This is a genomic window from Actinosynnema sp. ALI-1.44, assembly GCF_001984155.1.
GTDB lineage: Bacteria > Actinomycetota > Actinomycetes > Mycobacteriales > Pseudonocardiaceae > Kibdelosporangium.
In genome coordinates, this window is sequence record NZ_MTQO01000042.1 from 103858 (window position 1) to 122062 (window position 18205).

The following is an 18205-nucleotide window of genomic DNA, read 5'->3' on the forward strand; positions in this document are numbered from 1 at the left end:
ACCACGGGAGTACCCACGTCGATCGCCCGCCACGCATCAGGACGGGCACACGCCGGTCAGACGAGCTTGCTCATCTCGTGGTCGAAGTCGAACCACGCGTGCTCCTGGCTGGGCGGGATGCGCTCGTATGTCCGGTCCAGGAAGTCCGCGAGGTCGTCCGCGGCGGCTTCGAGGATCGCGGTGCCGCCCGGCGCGGACAGCTCGAACACCACCAGTGCCGGGTCGGCCGCGGGGGTGATCCGCAGGTCACCCAGGCCCGCCGTGGCGATCAGGCCGTCGGCCAGCAGGCTCCTGGCGAACACCCAGTGCACGGCACCCTTGCCGGTGTGGAACTCGGCGGTCACCGCGTACGGATCGCGCGTGTCGTAGCCCAGGTCGACCTGGATTCTCGCCGTGGTGAAGTGGGTCCGCAGGCCGAAAGGGATCGTGGCGTGGACTGTTGAGTGTGGACTGGTCATGGGAGCGACCCCCTCCAGGATGCCTGAGTGGTGTTCATGTCTACTCACAGGTAACACCATGACGACCCTGAATAATTGCGGGGAGTTGCCGATTTCACGCGAACGTGCCAGACAGGTTCACCCATGCGGGCGCAATGGCCCGGAATTGTCGACAAATTGGCTGCGCTACGTACAGTAGCGACGCGACTACCGCTGCCGGACGGCGTAAGTCAGGTGCGTAACCCTCGGGGAGGACTCCGCGCGGACCGGTTCCAGTGCCACGCGGCCCGCGTCGACGCCGTCGAACAGGCGGATCCCGGTGCCGAACAGCACGGGCGACAGCGCGATCGAGAACTCGTCGACCAGGCCGGCGTTCACGTACTCCAGGATCGTCGCACCCCCGCCCGCGATGCGGACGTCGCGGTCGCCCGCGGCCGCTCGGGCCTGGTCGAGCGCGGACTCGATGCCGTCGTTCACGAAGTGGAACGTGGTCCCACCCGGCCGCTCCCAGGGGTCACGCTTCTCGTGCGTCACGACGAAGACCGGCGTGTGGAACGGCGCCTCCTCCGGCCACGCGGGCTCGCCCGCGTCGAACATGCGCTTGCCCATCACGCTCGCGCCGGTGCGCTCGAACGTCTCCCGCAAGATGTCGTTGTCACGCCCTTCCTCGCCGCCCCCGCCGAGCTTCAGGTTCTCCCGGAAGAACCGCTGCGGGAACACCCACCGCTGCAGTTCCATCCACTGCCGCCCCATCAAGTCCTCGATGGCCTCGGGGGCGATGAACCCGTCCAGTGACATCGACACGCTGAAGAACACCTTGCCCGCCATCAGCCTTCCGTTCCCTTCCGAAGAATCTCGGCCACGTAGGCAGCCAGGTTGCCCAAAGTCTGCCTGCCGCCCTCGATCGCGTGGTATTTCTCGACTGCCTCGTCACGCAGTTCCTTGGTGGGGAACACCGTGTGCATCTCGATCCGGGTCGCCGCGCCGTCGGGCTCGAACGTCAGGACCGACTCGAAGGCGTTCGGGTCCTCGCGGGACTCACCGTGGAGCATCGCGATCCGCTCCGGCGGGACGATCTCGGTCCAGGTGATCCACTCGGCGTAGTCCGTCCCGTCCGGCCCGTGCATCACGAAGCCCCACTCCCCGCCGACGCGGAACTCGAACAACCGCGTGGTCGTGGTGAACCCCTCCGGTCCCCACCACCGCGACAGGTGCCGCACCTCGGTGAAAGCCTCGAACACCAGCTCCCGCGGGGCGTCGATGACCCGGGAGATGACGATCTCGCGGTCGGCCGTCGCGGATTGCGTTCCTTGTCCTGCCGTACCCATTCAGCTAATCCTCCTGCCTTGCCTGCTTCAGGTCCTGCACGTACGCGTCCAGCCGGTCGAAGCTTTCGTTCCAGAACCGCTCGAACCCGCCGGTCCACTCGTGGACCGGCCGCAGCCCGCGCGCGTCGAGGCCGTACAGGCGCTGCTTGCCCGCCTTGCGGTCCCGCACCAGCCCGACCTCCCGGAGCACCCGCAGGTGCTTGGACGCGCGGGGCTGGCTCATCCCCAGTTCGCCGGCCAACTCGGTCACCGGCCGCTCGCCGCCGCGCAGCAGCACCAGGATCTCCCGGCGCTGCGGCTCGGCGATCGCGTTGAAGACGTCCGACGTCGTCGCTGCTCGTGCCATGACGCCATCATATTCCCATATGGGCATGCGTCAAGTGACCACGAGCACAGCGACCACGATCAGGCAACTCGGATGTCGTCCGGGCGCAACGAGTCGGTCACCGGGTGTCCGTTGGGGGACGCCGAGCCGGGAACCGGCTGACGTCAGGCGCGGTCATCCTCGCCTCGCGCGGCCAACGCTTCACCAAGGTCGTCGGCGTGCCGCAGCGTCCGGACCAGGAACGGCACCGCGAACGCGATCACCGAACGGTCCGCGCCGCGTGCCTTGGCCGCTTCCCGGACCTGCCCGGCGATCAGGGACAACGTGCTCACCGCCTGCATCGTCAGCCCGGCCAGCAGGCCGAGGCGGTCCGGCCGGACCCCGAACCGGCGCAGCGGCGCGGCGGCTCGTTCGATCGACGAGACGACATCGTCGACACGGGTGGTGGCGGTGAACAGGTTCGCCACGCCCACCGCGGCCACGAGTCGCAGGCTCACCAGCCAGGCCGCGTCCAGGCTCACCAACCACCACTGCACCGCGAACAGCAGCAGCGCGATCAGGGCCAGCGAACGCGAGACGCGCCAGCAGTACCGCAACGGCAACCGGGCGACGGCGTATCCGGCCAGTACCAGCAGGCACACCCCGCCGACCCAGGTCGGGGCGCTCAGGACGAACACGCCGGTCGCGATCACGAGCATCCCGACGAACTTCACGCCGGTCGGTGCCCGGTGCAGCGGGCTCGTGCCTGGTTGGTAGCCGGTCATCCGACGAGCTTGCGGTAGTGGCGCAGTGCCGGTTCCGGTCGGTCGTCGGCCACCACGTGGCCCTCGTCCAGGACGATGACGCGGTCGAACCGCTCGAGCAGGTCGAGGTCGTGGGTGACCAGGACGACCTGCTGGCGCAGCGCTTCCAGACGGTGCACGAACTGACGTTTGTTGCGCAGGTCCAGCAGTGTCGTCGGCTCGTCGCAGACCAGCACGTCCGGTTCCGTCACCAGCATCGCGCACAACGCGAGCAGCTGCTTCTGACCGCCGGACAGGTAGTGCGCCGGGTGGTCGGCGTACCCGTCGAGGCCGAACTCGGCGAGCAGCTCGGCCGCACGCGCCGCACGCTCCTTTTTGGACAAGGTGGTGCGGCGCAGGGAGAACGCGACGTCCTCGCCCGCGGTCGGCATGACGATCTGGCTGTCGGGGTTGCTGAACACGAACCCGACCCGCCGCCGGACAGCCCGTCCGTCGCGGGCCGGGTCGAGCCCGTCGACCAGCGCCCGGCCCTCGGTCGGGTGCACGAGCCCGTTGATCGTCCTGGCCAGCGTCGACTTGCCGGACCCGTTCGCGCCGACGAACGCGACCCGCCGCTCCGGCAGCCGCAGGGTCACGCCGGACAGCACCCGGCGGTCGCCGTAGCTGTGGCCGAGGCCGTCGAACTCGATCACGGCACGACCTCCCACATCGCCGCCACACCCACACCGCCACCCGCGGACAGCGCCGCCAGACCGGAGTTCCCGGCCCGGTGGCGGACCAGTGTGCCGAACAACCGCACGACCAGCACCGCGCCCGAAGCACCCCACGGGTGTCCCAGCGCGATCGCACCACCGCCGGGGCTCACGACGTGCTCGTCGATCCCCGCGGCGTCCAGGCAGGCCAACGTCTGACCCGCGAAGGCTTCATTGAACTCCACGGTGTCCGGGGTCCGGTCGAGCACCTCGCGCATCGCGGGCACCGCGCCGAGGCCGAGCCGGTTCGGGTCCACGGCCGACGTCGCCGAGCCGACCAGCCGCAGCCCGGGCAGACCGAGCCGCCTGCGGACAGCCTCGCTGGTGACCAGCACCGCCGCCGCGCCGTCGCTGATCCCGCACGAGTTCGCGGCGGTGGCCGTGCCGCCTTCGGTGAACGCGGGCCGGAACCGGGCGAGGCGTTCGGCTGTGAACCTCGGCCGCGGGCGCTCGTCGCGCTCCACTCCCCCGATGGGCACGAGTTCCGCGTCGAAAACGCCTGCGCGTTGCGCCTCGCACGCTCGCGCGTGGCTGCGGGCTGCGAACGTGTCCTGGCGCTCCCGGGAAATCCCCGCCTCGGCCGCGACGAGATCGGCGGCGGGCCCCATGTCCGGGTCGCCGATGTCGGCCGGGGCGAAAGGCGCACGGCTGTAGGGCTCGGATTCCGTCCGCCGGATGCGATAGGGCGCGGTGGACGCGCTTTCCACGCCACCGGCGATGTACGTCTCGCCCTCCCCCGCGCGGATCAGCGCGGCCGCCATGGTGATCGCCGCCAGTCCACTCGCGCACTGCCGGTCGATCGTCGCCCCTGGCACCCCGAGCCCCGCCCGCAACGCGCCCACTCGCGCGGGATTCCCGCCTGGCCCGAAGACGTTGCCGAGGATGACATCGTCCACGGTGTCCAGACCAGCGTCGGTGAGCACCGCGCTCATGACCGGCGCGACGAGTTCGTCGACGGGGAACTGGCGCAGCGCACCACCCGCGGTGCCGATCGGTGTCCGCCTGGCCGCCACGATCACCGGGATGTGCCCGGTCATCACAGGGGTCATCACAGGGGTTCCGTGGTCAAGGTGCCGTCGGCCAGCATCCGGGCCACGGTGGCGCGGGCTGGTTTGCCCGACGCGGTGCGCGGCAGTTCCCGCACCGCCAGCCACCGCCGGGGACGTTTGCCCGATTCCAGGCCGCTGCGAGCGGCCGCGCGCAGCTCGTGCACGAGGCCGGGGCCGTCCGCCGTCGTTTCGGCCACCGTTTCGACCACCGCGGTGACGAGGGAGCCCATCGTCCGGTGCGGCGTCCCCACGACGAGGACGTCCGCGACGCCAGGGACCGCGCGCAGCACGGTCTCGACTTCTTCCGCGGAGACCATCTTCCCGCCACTGGACACCATCGCCGCCGCCCGGCCGTGCACCACGAGCACGTCACCGTCGAACGAGACCCGGTCACCCACAGTAGACCATCCTTTATGGACCTCTTCGGCCACGCCGCCGACGAGCCGGGCGCTGTGGGAAAGGGGCGAGTCGACCCACAGGATCCCGGCGCGGACCTCGATACCGACCCCGTCGACCGGGCGCAGACCGGCACCGCCGCGGTCGACCGCGATCAACGAGTGTTCCGCCGACCCGTAGTACGGCACCAGCTCGGCGTCCGGCAGCAGTTCGGCCAGCCGGGCACGGGTGGCCTCGTCGACGTGCGCGCCGCCGCAGATGATCGTCCTCAGTGCACAGTCGCGCCGGGCTTCCGGATGCCGGTCCAGGACAGCAAGGAGGCTCGTCAGCATCGCCGGGACGAGGTGAACCGTTGTCGCGTGCCTCGCGGCTTCGACGGCCGCGCCTGGGCTCCAGCGCGGCAGGAGCCGCACGTCCTGGCCGCACCAGAACGCGTGCAGCGCGCCGAACAGGAACAGCGACGAGCTGAGCGGCCCGGGGATCAGCACCGGCCCGGCCACCGGGCCGAGCGCGGCGAAGCTGTCCAGCCAGGAGTCCCTGGTCCGGGCGAGGACCTTCGGCCTGCCGCTGCTGCCGGACGTCGTCGGCATGAGGAACCACGTCCGACCGTCACCCGCCGGAGTCACCCAGTCGCTCACCGGATCCGGGCTCCCGGTCACCACCAGGTCCGGTGCCACATCGGTCAGCACCGCGGTGCGTTCCCGCTGCGTCCAGCCAGGTTCGACGACGAGCGTGGCGGCGCCGACCAGGTCCGCTCCGAGCAGCCAGGCCAGCGTGTCCGGCGCGTCGACCGCGATCCGCGCACCCTCGCCGATCCCCCGCGCCGCCAGCCACCGGGCGGCGCCGTGTGCTCGTTTCAGCAGCGGCAACGGGACCGAGCCGCCACCCAGGATCGGCGGCGTCAACCCGCGAGCCTCCCCGGCAACGCCCGGTGCAGCACGGCGGCGATGAGCGCGACTGCCAAGACCTTGGCCACGTCACCCGGGAGGAAAACCAGCGACTGCACCACGGCCGCCCGGAGATCGCCCAGGTAGAAGGCCAGGTACGGCACGCCGACGGCGTAGTCCGCGAGCAGGCCGAGCGCGGCCGCGAGCAGCAGGACCGGCAGGCCGGTGCGCTTGAACCGGGTCACGACAGCGCCGGCCACCAGCGCGGACAGGATCCAGCCGAACAGGAATCCACCGCTGGGACCGACGAACGGCGCGACACCGGCCCGTCCACCGGACAGCAGCGGAAGCCCGATCGCGGTCAGCGCGAGGAACAGCACGACAGCAGCCGTGGCCCGCCTCGCTCCGAGGACGACACCCGCCAGCAGCGGCCCGGCGTTCTGCAGCACGACGGGCACACTGCCGCCGCCGACGTACAGGCCGGGGAACACACCGAGCACAGCGATGAATCCCGCGAAGACCACAGTGGTGGCGAGGGCGGCCGCGGATCCACGCTTGGCCTCGGACGAGTTCTCCGTTGTCACAGGAGCAACCTAATGCCAGCCACGGCCGGTGATCAGCGCGGTGGTGGCGAGGGTCACCGGCGAACCCGTGACAGCACCGCATGGGTGGAAATCCACACGGTCGCGTCGTGCCCGAACACGCCATGACCCTGGCCCCGACGGGTAACGAACCGGGACCCCGCCATCCGTTCGGACTAGTGGTTACGACCGGGAGGTCGTTGGGGGTGTTCGGCGGATCCAGGTTTTCGCTTGGCCGACCGCGACTACGAGATCGGGCTTTCGGTCAGTTCGTTCGACGACGATTCCGTGCACTACGAACTCGCCGTTTTCCGGGGCACCGAATGCCTGGGCGTGGCCGACGCCACCGGCGGGCGTGGTGAACTCCCCACCGACTCCCTGTCCTCTTCGCGAGAAATTTCGAGCTGACCCCGTCGCCCACTAGGATCCACCGGGTGCGCGGCGGGGACAGGGAAGGACCACGGTGGTAGCCACCCAGGATGACGCGTTTCTGGGCGGACCACTGCGGGTCGAGGTCCTCGGCCCGATCCGGGCGTGGCTGGGCGACACGGAGATCCGGCTGGGCCCGACTCGCCAGCGAGCCGTGTTCGCCACGCTCGCGATGCGCCACCACCACGTGGTGACCATGGACGAGCTGATCAGGGCGGTGTGGGGCGACAGCGCGCCCACTACGGCGCACGGCAGCGTCCACACGTACATGTCCGGTCTGCGCCGCGTCCTCGAACCGAACCGGTCGATCCGTACCGCCAGCACGGTACTGCCGTCGGTGGAGCGTGGTTACCGGCTCAACCTGGCGCCCAAGGCGCTCGACGCCTTCACGTTCGAACGACTGGCCGGTGAGGCCCGTGCGACGCTCGAGCACGGCAGTCCTGTCGGCGCACTGGACATCGCCGACCGGGCACTGTCCATGTGGCACGGCGAACCGCTCGCCGGGCTGCCCGGCCCGTTCGCGACCACCCAGCGCCTGCGCCTGACCGATGTCCGGTTCGCCTTGTTGGAAGCCCGCGCGGAGGCGGGACTGGCCACCGGCAGGCACGCCGAACTGGTCGCCGAGCTGACCACGCTGGTCGCGCAGCGCCCGCAGCACGAAGGCCTGCGTGGTCTGCTCATGATCGCGCTGTACCGAAGCGGACGGCAAGCGGACGCGCTGGATCACTTCCACGAAGCGCGCCAGGCGTTGGCCAGTGTGCTGGGCGGGCGCCCCGGCGAACGGCTTGTCGAGATCCACCAGCAGATCCTGCGCAACGACCCGGCACTGGCGTTGGCGTCGCCGAGGCCGCACACGCAGTCGGTCAAGGCGCTGCGGCCACGCCAACGCGCCCGCGAGTTCGTCGGCAGGCAGGAGGAGCTGTCTCGGTTGGGAGCCGCCCTCACCGAGTTGACCGGTGGCCGAGGCGGTGCGGTGTGGGTCGACGGCGAGCCGGGGATCGGCAAGTCGGAGCTGCTCACCACCGGGCTGGCCGACCTGGACACTGCGGGCGTGCAGGTCGCGTGGGCAGCCGGTGACGAACTGGCACAACAGTTCCCGCTCCGGGTCATGCTGCGGGGCCTTGGCATCGACGCGGAGTCGGGCACGGTCGACAACTCGCCTACCACTGTCGACGCGATGGTCGCGCTGGTGCGTCGACTGTGTGACGACAGGCCGCTCGTCCTCGTGGTCGACGACATGCAGTGGGTCGACGACGCCAGCATGCTCGTCTGGGCGAAGCTGGCCACGCTGACCAGCGATCTGCCGCTGCTGTTGGTGGCCGCGTGCCGCCCGCTGCCGCAAACGCCTGCCCTGCAGGCCATGCGGAACACCGTGGCACGCGAGAACGGCACAGTCCTGCGGCTCCTGCCGCTGTCCGAAGGCGAGGTCGACCAACTCCTGCACGGTTTGCTCAACGCCATCCCGGGACCGGGCCTGGCGCGGCTGGCCTCGCGGGCGGCAGGCAATCCGCTCTACGTCGAAGAGCTGGTGGACGCGCTCGTGCGTGAGGAGGCCGTGCGCGTGGCGTCCGGCAGGGCCGACGCGAGCACGGCCCCGACCATGTCGCTCGCCACGGCGGTGGAACACCGGCTTGACTTCCTCCTACCGGCCACGGTCGACGTGCTGCGCCGTGCCACGTTGCTCGGCACCGGGTTCCGGATCCACGAACTGTCCACTGTGTTGCGTCGCAAGCCGGCGGAGTTGCTGACCGCCATCGAGGAAGCGACCACCGCGGGTGTGCTCGTCGCCGACGGCGAGCGGATGGCGTTCCGGCATCCGTTGATCCGGCAGGCACTCTACGACGGCATGATCCCCGCACTGCGCGGTGCGCTGCACCGGCACGCGGCCGAAGCCCTCCACCACTCCGGTGCTCCGCTCGACACCGTCGCCAGTCACCTCGCCGCCTCGGCGTCCACGATGGACCCGTGGACGATCGCGTGGGTGCACGAGCACGGTGAGCAGGTCGGCTCCCGCGCCCCGGCCATCGGGCTGGAACTGCTGCGCAGAGCGGTCGAGGACTGCGGTCCCGCCGATCCGCGGCTCGACGAGTTGACCGCGGGCCTCGCCAGGTTCCGGTACCGGCTCAACGAGTCCCCGGAGGACGAGGTCCGCCACATCCTCGCCACCACGCGCGATCCGGACCTCATCGGTGAGATGCACTGGATCCTGACCAGCGTGCTTTTCCGACGGGGCATGGACGCGCAGGCGGTCAGTTCGCTGCGCGCGGCCGTGGACACCGCCGGGATGTCCGCTCTCTGGCGCGCACGCTGTCTCGCGATGCTGGCCGGGATGGAGCGCCCCGCCATGGCCGAGACCGTCACCTGGAAAGCGGTCGAGGAGTCCGACCGAGTCGGCGACGCCTTCGCCAAGGGGTACGCGCGGGCGAACCTGTGGCTGCTCCGCTCGATCAGCCGCGACCACGTCACAGCGCTCCGGTTCGCCGACGAAGCGCTGACGGTCGTCGGCGAGGCCAACGACACGGACTCGACGCTGTCGCGCCTGCACGTGAGCCTGTTGGACAGTCGCCTCTTCAGCCTGCAGAACCTGGACCGGCTCGACGAGGCGGACGACACCCTGCGCACCGCCGACGAACTCGTCCGACGTCACCACCTGCCCGCAGCCCAACGGGTCTTCGCCGCCGTGCAGCACTTCTGGCGTGGCCGGTGGAGCGAAGCCCTGCCGGACTTCTCCGTGACCGCCCCGGGGAACTCCGACGTGCGGTTCCACGGACTACGGGCGAACAACCCGACGATGCTGGTGCTGCACGGGATAGCAAGCCTGATCGCGACCTACCGCGGTGACCAGGCCCAGGCGGGCGCACACCTCGCCGCCGCGGACGAGCTGCCCATCCTCACCGAGGCCGACCGGGAGAACTGCGAGTTCCTGGTCATCGCGGAGGCACTCGCCGCGGAACGGGACGGCCGTCTGGAAGCCGCGCTCATCGCGTTGAAGTCGTTCACCGACGAACACCACTCGCCGATGGCGCTGCGCCACCAATGGCTGCCCGACGTCGTCCGGATCGCTGTCGCCGCGGGCAAACCGGGCCTCGCGCAACGGGCTTCGGACGTGTGCGCGGTGGAGGCCCGTCGGGAGACTGTCCCGGCGCGGGCCGCGGCCGCGCTGGTTCGATGTCGTGGCCTGATCGACCGGGCGCCGGACGAACTGCTCGCCGCGGCCAGGCACTACCGCGAGGTCGGCAGGCCGGTCGAACTGGCGCAGACGTTGGAGGACGCGGCCGTGCTGCTGGCGGCGGCGGACCGCGCGGACGAAGCACGCGCCGCGCACGCGGAAGCGATCGCGCGCTACGACACGTTTGGGGCCGTGTGGTTGGTGCACCGCGCCACCAGCCGCCTCAAGGCCACCGGAGTCACGCCGCAGTTCCAGGTGGATGACGAACAGCCCAAAGCGGGATAGTCACCGGGGAGGGATATCCCTACCTCATTGTGGGGCTCGTCCCCTTGCCGTGACGGGTCGCGGCCAGCACTTCGCGCGCTGCGCGACACCGTCGCGCAGCCACTGGCCGACGCCGCATAGCGTTACGGTGAAACGGTTTCGAGCGTTTGACGCGCGGTCTCGACGCCGAACAGCGCGACGGTGAAGCAACCGACGGCGCACGCCACGGCCAGCACGCCGAAAACCGGTGCGACGCCGCCGTCAGCGCCGACCGCGAGCCCGGTGATGATCGGACCGACGATCACACCGAGCCTCGCGAACACGCCACCGATGCTCGCACCCGCCGCACGCGAGCGCGTCGGATACAGCTCCGGCCCGTAGAGGTTCAGCGCCAGGTTCACCGAGAACACGAAGATCGCAGCCGTCGCCACGAACACCATCACACCCAGGCCGGTCGCGGGCCCGACCAACGCCGCAGCTCCGAGAACCACTGCCCCGCCGAGCGTTCCCACGATGAGCACGGTCCTCCGGCCGAACCTGTCGACGGTCGTCGCGACCACGACGCTGCCCACGAGCCCGGCCATGGTGGTGATCATGGTGTACACGAGCGAAGTGTTCACGTCGAGGTGGAACACGCTCGTGTAGATAGTCGGAAGCCACGAGGACAAGCCGTAGTTCACCAGGAACGACACGAACCACAGCACCGACACCACCACTGTGCGGCGCAAATACCGGATGCGGAACAAGTCCAGCACGCTCGCACGGGAATCCGTCTCCGCTGTCGGCGGTGGCACGATGTCGGGGATCGCACCGAACTGCTTGCGCGCCACGGATTCGAAACGGCTCACCACCGCTTCCGCCTCGTCATGACGGCCGCGCGCGGCAAGCCAACGCGGCGATTCGGGCACCGTTCGCAAAGCGATGGCCAGGAAGACGGGCAAGGCGCCGATCACGAACAGAACCCGCCAGCCGAACGCCGGCACCACCCACACCGAGACGAGCGACGCCATCGCGAGCCCGGCGACGAACGCCAGTTCGTACACCAGGACGAACCTGCCACGCGTCTTCGGGCCGATGATCTCGCTGATGTACGTGGCCGCGACGAGCACTTCGCCACCGATTCCGATGCCTTGCAGGAATCTGGCTGCCTGCAACCATTCGATGCTCGGTGCGAGCGCGGCGAGCAAGCTGCTCAAGGAGTACAGCACCAGGCAGCACGCGACCACCGGCACTCGGCCGAACCGGTCGGCCAACCTGCCCGTGAGCAACGCGCCGAGCAGCATTCCCACCGAGCCGACCGTGATGGTGAACGTGATCGCCGCGGTGTCCAAATTGTACTGGCTGCGCAACGCCGGTAGCGCGTAGGCGATCAGGAGCTGGTCGAAGCCGTCGAAGAACGTGACCGCGCCGATCACCAGCCGTGCCCGCACTGTCAGCCTGGATGCCGGGAGCCGGTCGATCCGCGCCGCGACGAGTGCGCCGCGGGTGTCGACGCCGGTCACTGGTGGACACCTCCCGAAGCACCGAGGATGCCGAACTGCTCGGCTGTTTTGTTGTACAGCCCGGCGACGCGTTCAGCGACCTCACGGCGGCGGACGGGATCAGCCAGCCACGCGTAGTCCCGCAGGACGTTCTCGTCCACCGTGGGCCCGGTCGCGGACTGGGCCAGGGTTTGTTCGTGCGACGTGGCCAGCACGACCTCGTTCGTCGGGCGGCGTAGTTGGTTGTAGAGGTCCAGACTGGTCCCCGGGTCGTCAAGACCACGACGGATGACGGCGGCCAGCACATCCGCGTCGAGCATGGCCATGTTCATCCCCTGCCCCAACGTGGGCGGGACGACGTGCGCGGCATCGCCGACCAGGCAGAGGTTGCCCTTGACATAGCGTTCCGCGTGGCTGAGGTGGACGCGGTAGGTGTGCAGGCCGCCCTCGATCTCCCCGGGGACGCTTTCCAGAACCGGCGCGCGCTCCACCATCCGCTGCCACAAGTCATACGGGGCAAGGGAACGCCAGTAGGACTCCTCGGCGATCGGGATCTGCAGCGGTACCCGGACCTCGGTGCCGCCGTCCAGCGGGATGAGCATCGTGAGCCCGTCCCCACCCACGTAACGCATGGTGCGGTGTTCCAGCTCCGGCGCGTCCGGGCGAGGACACGTCGGCATCATGTACTCGAAGTCGTAGGTGTGCAGCTGTTCGAACTCGATGCCCGCAGCCCTGCGCATCCGCGATGAGGGACCGTCCGCGGCGACGACGACCTTGCCGACGGCCTGGAACAGCTCGCCACCGATCGTGCCGGTGACCCCGCGCATCACCTCTCCGCTGTCGTCGAACAGGGGCGACGACACCTGCGCGCCACGGTGCACCGTCACCAGGTCGCCATGACCGGCGAAAGCGGCATACAGGGCGCGGTGCAGGTTCGTGTGACGCAACACCGTCTGATGCGGGTGAGCCATGGCGAGGCCCTCGAAACCCCACTCGCCCAGGAAGCCGCGGACACGGTGGTGGAAACCCGACGCCACCAGGTCGTAGCCGCCCATCGCGGTGATGTGACGGAGCACTCCCCATCTTTCGAGCAGGCTCAACGACAACGGTTGGAGGATGTCACCGCGGTTGAGTTCCGGGAAGTCGGCTGTACGTTCGAGCACGATCGACGACACTCCGAGCGTGGCGAGTGCGTGTGCTGTGCTCGCACCACCAACCGCACCGCCGACGATCACCACGTCGGCTTCCCATCGCAATTGCGGGGTGCTGCTGTGCATGACCAAAAACTACCGCCTGGCCTGGTCGACCGAGATCTGCCGTCCGTGTTGCCCGGTGGCTACTTCCCGCCACCTGGGCCGCCTGTGTCCACTGTCGACGAATCGATTCGAGTACGAACCGGCACAGTTCGTGGCGCGAAAAGCCCGGAGGAGCCGACTCCGGTTCATCACCCCGATATCCGCGGTTAGGTTGGCCACGATCGTGGCGTCGACCAGCCCGAGGATGGATTCGTGCGAGCTTTTCTTCGTTCCACACTGCCTGCTGCGATGCTTCTCGCGTTGACGCTGGCAACGCCTGCGAGTGCCAACCCGAGCTCGCTCGATTACGCTGCGCTTGGTGATTCGTACGCTGCGGGAACGGAGGCGGTGACTACCTTGTGGACAGTGATTGCCTGCGCAGCCCACCCCGACCGCGACGGCCAGACTCGTGGCTGCTACCCAGAGCTCAAGCCGGCTCTCTGACTCCGATGAGTGCGACACTGCGCGTCACAGCGTTGATGGTCCGGGGTTTGCTGGGTCTCCCCGATGCCGTGCTTCGCGGCATCGGGGGGCCTGCCGTCACCATCGACGGCGCCACGTTGAGCCCGACTGCCCAACTGGTGGCGAGGCTGGAGCGGCTGGTACCGAGGTCCGCACCGCACACCGTCGACCTCACCGTGGCCCGCGAGCATTTCGACATCGCGTCCGCCGCATTGCTGGCAGGCGTGGCGAGGGACGTGCGGGCATACGACACCATCGTCGATGGTGAGGTCGGGCCGTTGACCGCACGGGTGTACGCACCGGCTCGCGACAACGGCGGGCTGTTGGTGTTCCTCCACGGTGGCGGGTTCGTGCTCGGCAGCCTGACGAGCCATGACGGCGTCTGCCGTTTTCTGAGCAAACACGCCGGAATGCGCGTCGTGGCAGTCGAGTACCGGCTTGCTCCGGAGCACCCGTACCCGGCGGCAGTCAATGACGCGATGGCCGCGTTCCGGCAGATCGCGTCGGACGCCGTGCGCTTCGGTGGTTCCGGCCGCATCGTCGGGATAGGCGGTGACAGTGCGGGCGCGACGATCGCAGCCGCCGTATCGCAGCGGTGCGCCGACGAGGGCACGACGAAGCCCTCGTTCACAGTGCTGCTGTGCCCAGCCCTGGACGGGGTCGGAGGGCACTCCACAAGGCAGACATTCGGCCGGGGGTACTTCGTCGACAACGACACGATCAAGTGGTACCAGTCCTGCTACGTCCCCGATCTGGAGAAGCTGACCGACCCATACGTATCCCCGTTGTACGCCAAGGACGTCAGCGGCCTGCCGCCGACCTGTGTCGTGACGGGAGGCTTCGACCCGTTCTGGGGCGAAGGGGTCGAGTACGTCGCGAAGCTCCGCGCCGCCGGAGTACGAGTCACCCACCTGCACCACCCTGGTTTGGTGCACGGATTCCCGGGGTTCGTGGCCTGTGATCGGCACGCGCGAACGGCCATGCACGAGGTCGTGGCCCAGTTGCGCCGCTTCGACTGCGGCGTCTCCGTGCCGTGAGGGCGATCGGCCGGACCGTGCTGACCGCAGCTTTGCACGGTCAACGACTCGCGTGCTGTCGTTGCCTGCGCACCAGATCAGCGACAGCAGCGGTCTGGCTCAGGAACGGCGAGTGCATGGTCTCCCACGTCTCGGTTGTCGTACAACGAGCGGCGAAGCGCTCGACCAGCGGAGCGGCGATCGTGCGGTCCTCACGTCCCGCGATGTAGACGGACGGCGTGTCGTGCCAGCTCACGCGAGTCGGTGTGGCACGGAAGATCGAGAGCGGTTCGGGGCGCAACAACTGCACGGCGCGCGCGGCCAGGCGTTCGTCGACGTCGCCGTAGAGCTTCTTGCGGGCGTCGTCGGGATCGAGCCGGAGCCAGCCGTTGCTGTCGGGGACACCCAGCAGTCCTTCGGCTGGCGCACCGGTCGCTCGTTCGACCTCGTCGAGCAGTTGCGCGGGCGATTCGCCGACGTCGAGAATCCAGCTGGTCAGGAAGACCAAACCGGCCGCACCACGGACCGTTCCGGCGGTGACGCCCCCGAACGAGTGCCCGAGCACCAGCGGCGGCTGGCCGGAGGCGGCGACGATGTCCTCGACCAGGGTGGTGCTTTCGTGCAGCGACAACTGGTAGAGATCAGGCACCTCCACGCTCAGGCCCTGTGAGCGCAGCAGCCAGGCAAGGTCTTCGTAGTGAGCCGGTTGGTGCCAGGCTCCGTGCAGGATGATCACGTCGGTCATGGCAGTTCCGCCTCCCCGAAATTTGGCGCTTGGTCACCTTGGGCTGACACCGTTCAGTTTTGATCTTACCTGGTTAATATTAACCCCATTAACATCAAGGTATGATTCCCCCGTGGACGATGGACTCGCGGACCTGCTGCATCGTGTGGTGTTCCTGCTCGGAGAGGCCGCGCGCCAGCGCGACGAACCCGGTGGCCTGAGTTACAGCCAGATGCGGTTACTCGGCACGCTGGAGGAGATCCAGCCCGCGACCCAACACCAGCTGGCCCAGGCCTTGTCGGTGTCGGACCCGGCCATCAGCCGGGCGCTTCGGCCACTGGAGGCGGCCGGATACGTCGAAGTCCGCGTCGACCCCGACCACGCGCGTCGACGCCTGGTCAGCCTCACCGAGACCGGCAGCAAGACGTTCCACGAGACGGGGAAACCCCTCTACGACGAGCTGCGCACCGCCCTGATCGAAGCGGGCTTCCCGTACGAACGGTACATGCGCGACACCGCCCGGCTGGCCGAGATCCTCGAGCCCTCCTGACACCGCCACACCCTCAGAACGCCTGTGACCACACCCGCGAGTCGCGGTGTGCTTGATCGATCTTTGGCCCGGCCCACCCTGACAGAACGACCGTTCAGCCAGGGTCCGCTCAGGCGTGATCGAGTATTCGCTCGACGGTCCGCATCAGTCGGTCCGCCACGTGGTCGACGCTCCCGTTCTGCATGCTGACCTGCGCACCTTCGAGCACGAACGTGATCTCGGCCGCGGTCTGCCCGGGATCGGCCAGCCCGGCAGCGGCGCACATGCCGATCAGCCTGGCGGTCTGCCGGGCCTTGTGCTGCTCGATGACCTGCCGCGCGGGGTGCGCCTTGTCGGGCAGCTCGGCGAGGGAGTTGACGAAGGGGCAGCCCCGGTGCGAGATCCGGGGCAGTCCGTGGGCGATGAAGCGTGCCAGGCCGAGGATCTGGTCTCGCGGGTGGTCGGGGTGTTCGGCCTCGACCCGGTCGAAGGCAGCCTGGTACTCGGCGGCGACGATCCGCAGCCACTCCGCGACCAGCGCGTCCTTGGTCTCGAAGTGGCGGTAGATCGCCATCTTGGTGGTCTCGGCCCGCTCGGCGATCGCCTGGACGCCCACCCGCTGGATTCCCTCGGCCTGGAAGAGCTCTTCGGCCGCGTCGAGGATCCGCTCGCGAGGCGGCAGCTTCGCGACCCTGCTCGGCCTGCTGACGCTCGACGTCATGACCAGTTCGCGCCCTTCCACACCGCTGACGATACCAGCACATGCCGTGTGATACCGTTCGGTATCGTAAGAAACCAGTCAGTATCGCCTCGAGCGGGAGTGGCAGTGAGACTCAGCGAGTACGTGGAGTTCGACGCGGTCGGCCTCGCCGACCTGGCGGCCCAGGGCCAAGCGACCCCCGCCGAACTGGAAGCAGCCGCACGCGAGGCCGCTCAGGCGGTCAACCCACGGATCAACGCCGTCGTGGAAACGTGGCCGACCGACGACGAGCCCGACCCGGGCAGCACACCGCTGGCCGGTGTCCCCTTCCTGCTCAAGGACATCGGCGCCACGATGGCCGGGCGCCGGATGGAACTGGGCAGCCGTCTCGCGGCGGGCAACGTCGCCGCCGCCGACTCGTTCCTGATGCGGCGCTTCCGTCGCGCCGGACTCGTGACGTTCGGACGTACGGCCATACCGGAAATGGCCTACAGCATCACGACCGAACCCGTGCTCTACGGCGCGACCCGCAACCCATGGGACCCGGAGCGCAGCGCGGGCGGTTCCAGCGGGGGCGCGGCCGCAGCCGTCGCCGCCGGGATAGTCCCGGTCGCGCACGCCACCGACGCGGCGGGCTCGATCCGCGTCCCGGCCGCGTACAACGGTCTCTTCGGGCTGAAACCCAGTCGCGGCCGGGTTTCCATGGGCCCGGACTTCGACGAGGTGTTCAGCGGCTTGGCGGTGCAGGGTTGCGTCAGCCGCACCGTGCGCGACAGCGCGGCGTTGCTCGACCAGATCCAGGGCCCGGAACCGGGCGATCCCTGTTTCGCCGAGCGGCCGTCCCGTCCTTACACGGACGAGGTCATCCGTGACCCGGGCTCGCTCCGAATCGGCGTCCTCACCCACGCGTGGGGTGGTCATCGCACGTCTCCCGCCGTGGCCAGCGCTGTGGCCCGCACCGCGCGTCTGCTCGAATCCCTCGGCCACCAGGTGGAAGAGACCACAGTGGACCTCGGCGTGGACTGGCGGGAATTCGTCCTGGCCACCGCCCGGCTGATGGCCACCAACCTCACGGCCTCGGTCGACGGCCTGGCCTCCGCCTTGGCCCGTCGCGTCGACACCGCGACCCTGGAACCGGCAACCCACGCCAGTTACCGCTATGGACAGCGAGTCAGCGGTACCCAGTTCGTCGTCGCCCTCGCCGTTCGCAACCAGGTCGCCCGGAGTCTGGCGCGGTACTTCGGCACCCACGACGTCCTCCTGACCCCGACATTGCCCGAACTTCCCATGCCCCTTGGTACGTACGGCGATGACGCGGAGACTCTCGACGGCCACGGGTGGATCGCCCGCCTCAACGACTTCTCGCCGTTCACCATGGCGTTCAACGTGGCGGGGACGCCCGCCATGTCCGTACCGCTGATGGCCGACGGCGAGACCGGACTCCCGGTCGGCATGCAGTTCGCGGCCGGGTACGGGCGCGAAGACGTCCTCTTCCGCCTCGCAGGCCAACTCGAACAGGCGAACCCGTGGTCCGGCCGTACCCCACGGGTGTGGGCGGGCAATCACTGACTCGGCGACCCTCGCACGGGGACTTCGACATTCCCGGCCCCGTATGCTGACATTGGGATCGGCAGAACG

Annotated in this window: 18 protein-coding genes; 5 read left to right on the plus strand and 13 right to left on the minus strand. The window is 69.2% G+C overall.

The features are described from left to right. Nucleotides 1-56: 56 nt before the first annotated feature. The 9 genes from ALI144C_RS16830 to ALI144C_RS16870 all read right to left on the minus strand — a co-directional run bounded on the left by ALI144C_RS16830 (nucleotide 57) and on the right by ALI144C_RS16870 (nucleotide 6501). Complete coding sequence (locus tag ALI144C_RS16830) at nucleotides 57-458, minus strand: SsgA family sporulation/cell division regulator (RefSeq protein ID WP_076988072.1); 402 nt, start codon at nucleotides 456-458, stop codon at nucleotides 57-59. A gap of 186 nt (nucleotides 459-644) precedes the next feature. Then, nucleotides 645-1265 carry a dihydrofolate reductase family protein gene (locus tag ALI144C_RS16835; protein WP_076988073.1) on the minus strand — a complete coding sequence of 207 codons (621 nt, stop codon included), beginning with the start codon at nucleotides 1263-1265 and terminating at the stop codon, nucleotides 645-647. Then, nucleotides 1265-1765, minus strand: coding sequence for an SRPBCC family protein (locus ALI144C_RS16840; RefSeq protein ID WP_076988074.1), 501 nt, complete (start codon nucleotides 1763-1765; stop codon nucleotides 1265-1267). The genes ALI144C_RS16835 and ALI144C_RS16840 overlap by 1 nt, the downstream gene beginning before the upstream one ends. A 4-nt stretch (nucleotides 1766-1769) precedes the next feature. Further along, entirely contained in the window at nucleotides 1770-2111 is a 342-nt protein-coding gene (locus ALI144C_RS16845; protein ID WP_076988075.1) for an ArsR/SmtB family transcription factor, read from the minus strand. 143 nt (nucleotides 2112-2254) lie between these two features. Then, nucleotides 2255-2854: an energy-coupling factor transporter transmembrane component T family protein gene (locus ALI144C_RS16850; protein WP_076988076.1), complete on the minus strand. Its 600-nt coding sequence runs from the start codon at nucleotides 2852-2854 to the stop codon at nucleotides 2255-2257. Continuing rightward, the gene (locus ALI144C_RS16855) at nucleotides 2851-3525 is read right to left on the minus strand and encodes an energy-coupling factor ABC transporter ATP-binding protein (protein WP_076988077.1); all 675 of its coding nucleotides are present in this window, start codon (nucleotides 3523-3525) and stop codon (nucleotides 2851-2853) included. Before ALI144C_RS16855 ends, ALI144C_RS16850 begins: the two co-directional genes overlap by 4 nt. Further along, a complete protein-coding gene (locus tag ALI144C_RS16860) occupies nucleotides 3522-4634 on the minus strand; it encodes a thiolase family protein (protein WP_237774174.1) in 1113 nt (370 codons plus the stop codon). The genes ALI144C_RS16855 and ALI144C_RS16860 overlap by 4 nt, the downstream gene beginning before the upstream one ends. Then, the gene (locus ALI144C_RS16865; RefSeq protein WP_237774175.1) at nucleotides 4634-5935 is read right to left on the minus strand and encodes a class I adenylate-forming enzyme family protein; all 1302 of its coding nucleotides are present in this window, start codon (nucleotides 5933-5935) and stop codon (nucleotides 4634-4636) included. The genes ALI144C_RS16860 and ALI144C_RS16865 overlap by 1 nt, the downstream gene beginning before the upstream one ends. Beyond that, nucleotides 5932-6501, minus strand: coding sequence for a biotin transporter BioY (locus tag ALI144C_RS16870; RefSeq protein WP_076988078.1), 570 nt, complete (start codon nucleotides 6499-6501; stop codon nucleotides 5932-5934). Before ALI144C_RS16870 ends, ALI144C_RS16865 begins: the two co-directional genes overlap by 4 nt. Before the next feature lie 228 nt (nucleotides 6502-6729). Here ALI144C_RS16870 and ALI144C_RS55485 point away from each other — a divergent pair, with 228 nt between their 5' ends. Beyond that, the gene (locus ALI144C_RS55485) at nucleotides 6730-6906 is read left to right on the plus strand and encodes a hypothetical protein (protein WP_168211267.1); all 177 of its coding nucleotides are present in this window, start codon (nucleotides 6730-6732) and stop codon (nucleotides 6904-6906) included. 55 nt (nucleotides 6907-6961) lie between these two features. Beyond that, nucleotides 6962-10381: a BTAD domain-containing putative transcriptional regulator gene (locus ALI144C_RS16875; protein ID WP_076988079.1), complete on the plus strand. Its 3420-nt coding sequence runs from the start codon at nucleotides 6962-6964 to the stop codon at nucleotides 10379-10381. 122 nt (nucleotides 10382-10503) lie between these two features. Here the strand turns inward: ALI144C_RS16875 and ALI144C_RS16880 are convergent, their stop codons facing one another. Together ALI144C_RS16880 and ALI144C_RS16885 are read right to left on the minus strand one after the other, a co-directional pair. After that, nucleotides 10504-11862: an MFS transporter gene (locus tag ALI144C_RS16880; RefSeq protein ID WP_076988080.1), complete on the minus strand. Its 1359-nt coding sequence runs from the start codon at nucleotides 11860-11862 to the stop codon at nucleotides 10504-10506. After that, complete coding sequence (locus ALI144C_RS16885) at nucleotides 11859-13118, minus strand: FAD-dependent oxidoreductase (protein ID WP_076988081.1); 1260 nt, start codon at nucleotides 13116-13118, stop codon at nucleotides 11859-11861. The genes ALI144C_RS16880 and ALI144C_RS16885 overlap by 4 nt, the downstream gene beginning before the upstream one ends. A gap of 467 nt (nucleotides 13119-13585) precedes the next feature. On the opposite strand from ALI144C_RS16885, the gene ALI144C_RS16890 reads away from it, so the two are divergent. Further along, nucleotides 13586-14635 carry an alpha/beta hydrolase gene (locus ALI144C_RS16890; RefSeq protein WP_083753101.1) on the plus strand — a complete coding sequence of 350 codons (1050 nt, stop codon included), beginning with the start codon at nucleotides 13586-13588 and terminating at the stop codon, nucleotides 14633-14635. A gap of 40 nt (nucleotides 14636-14675) precedes the next feature. On the opposite strand, the gene ALI144C_RS16895 is transcribed toward ALI144C_RS16890, so the two are convergent. After that, entirely contained in the window at nucleotides 14676-15359 is a 684-nt protein-coding gene (locus tag ALI144C_RS16895) for an alpha/beta hydrolase (protein WP_076988082.1), read from the minus strand. Nucleotides 15360-15471: 112 nt separating this feature from the next. On the opposite strand from ALI144C_RS16895, the gene ALI144C_RS16900 reads away from it, so the two are divergent. Beyond that, nucleotides 15472-15888, plus strand: coding sequence for a MarR family winged helix-turn-helix transcriptional regulator (locus ALI144C_RS16900; RefSeq protein ID WP_076988083.1), 417 nt, complete (start codon nucleotides 15472-15474; stop codon nucleotides 15886-15888). A 109-nt stretch (nucleotides 15889-15997) separates the two neighbouring features. On the opposite strand, the gene ALI144C_RS16905 is transcribed toward ALI144C_RS16900, so the two are convergent. Next, nucleotides 15998-16609: a TetR/AcrR family transcriptional regulator gene (locus ALI144C_RS16905; RefSeq protein WP_202818973.1), complete on the minus strand. Its 612-nt coding sequence runs from the start codon at nucleotides 16607-16609 to the stop codon at nucleotides 15998-16000. A gap of 84 nt (nucleotides 16610-16693) precedes the next feature. Here ALI144C_RS16905 and ALI144C_RS16910 point away from each other — a divergent pair, with 84 nt between their 5' ends. After that, nucleotides 16694-18136 carry an amidase gene (locus ALI144C_RS16910; protein WP_076988084.1) on the plus strand — a complete coding sequence of 481 codons (1443 nt, stop codon included), beginning with the start codon at nucleotides 16694-16696 and terminating at the stop codon, nucleotides 18134-18136. Nucleotides 18137-18205: the final 69 nt, after the last annotated feature.

What these genes read in the sequence shown, in the direction of transcription:
- ALI144C_RS16830 (WP_076988072.1), bottom strand. Translation starts at nt 458, where the DNA reads ATGACCAGTCCACACTCAACAGTCCACGCCACGATCCCTTTCGGCCTG.
- ALI144C_RS16835 (WP_076988073.1), bottom strand. Translation starts at nt 1,265, where the DNA reads ATGGCGGGCAAGGTGTTCTTCAGCGTGTCGATGTCACTGGACGGGTTC.
- ALI144C_RS16840 (WP_076988074.1), bottom strand. Translation starts at nt 1,765, where the DNA reads ATGGGTACGGCAGGACAAGGAACGCAATCCGCGACGGCCGACCGCGAG.
- ALI144C_RS16845 (WP_076988075.1), bottom strand. Translation starts at nt 2,111, where the DNA reads ATGGCACGAGCAGCGACGACGTCGGACGTCTTCAACGCGATCGCCGAG.
- ALI144C_RS16850 (WP_076988076.1), bottom strand. Translation starts at nt 2,854, where the DNA reads ATGACCGGCTACCAACCAGGCACGAGCCCGCTGCACCGGGCACCGACC.
- ALI144C_RS16860 (WP_237774174.1), bottom strand. Translation starts at nt 4,634, where the DNA reads ATGACCCCTGTGATGACCGGGCACATCCCGGTGATCGTGGCGGCCAGG.
- ALI144C_RS16885 (WP_076988081.1), bottom strand. Translation starts at nt 13,118, where the DNA reads ATGCACAGCAGCACCCCGCAATTGCGATGGGAAGCCGACGTGGTGATC.
- ALI144C_RS16890 (WP_083753101.1), top strand. Translation starts at nt 13,586, where the DNA reads ATGAGTGCGACACTGCGCGTCACAGCGTTGATGGTCCGGGGTTTGCTG.
- ALI144C_RS16895 (WP_076988082.1), bottom strand. Translation starts at nt 15,359, where the DNA reads ATGACCGACGTGATCATCCTGCACGGAGCCTGGCACCAACCGGCTCAC.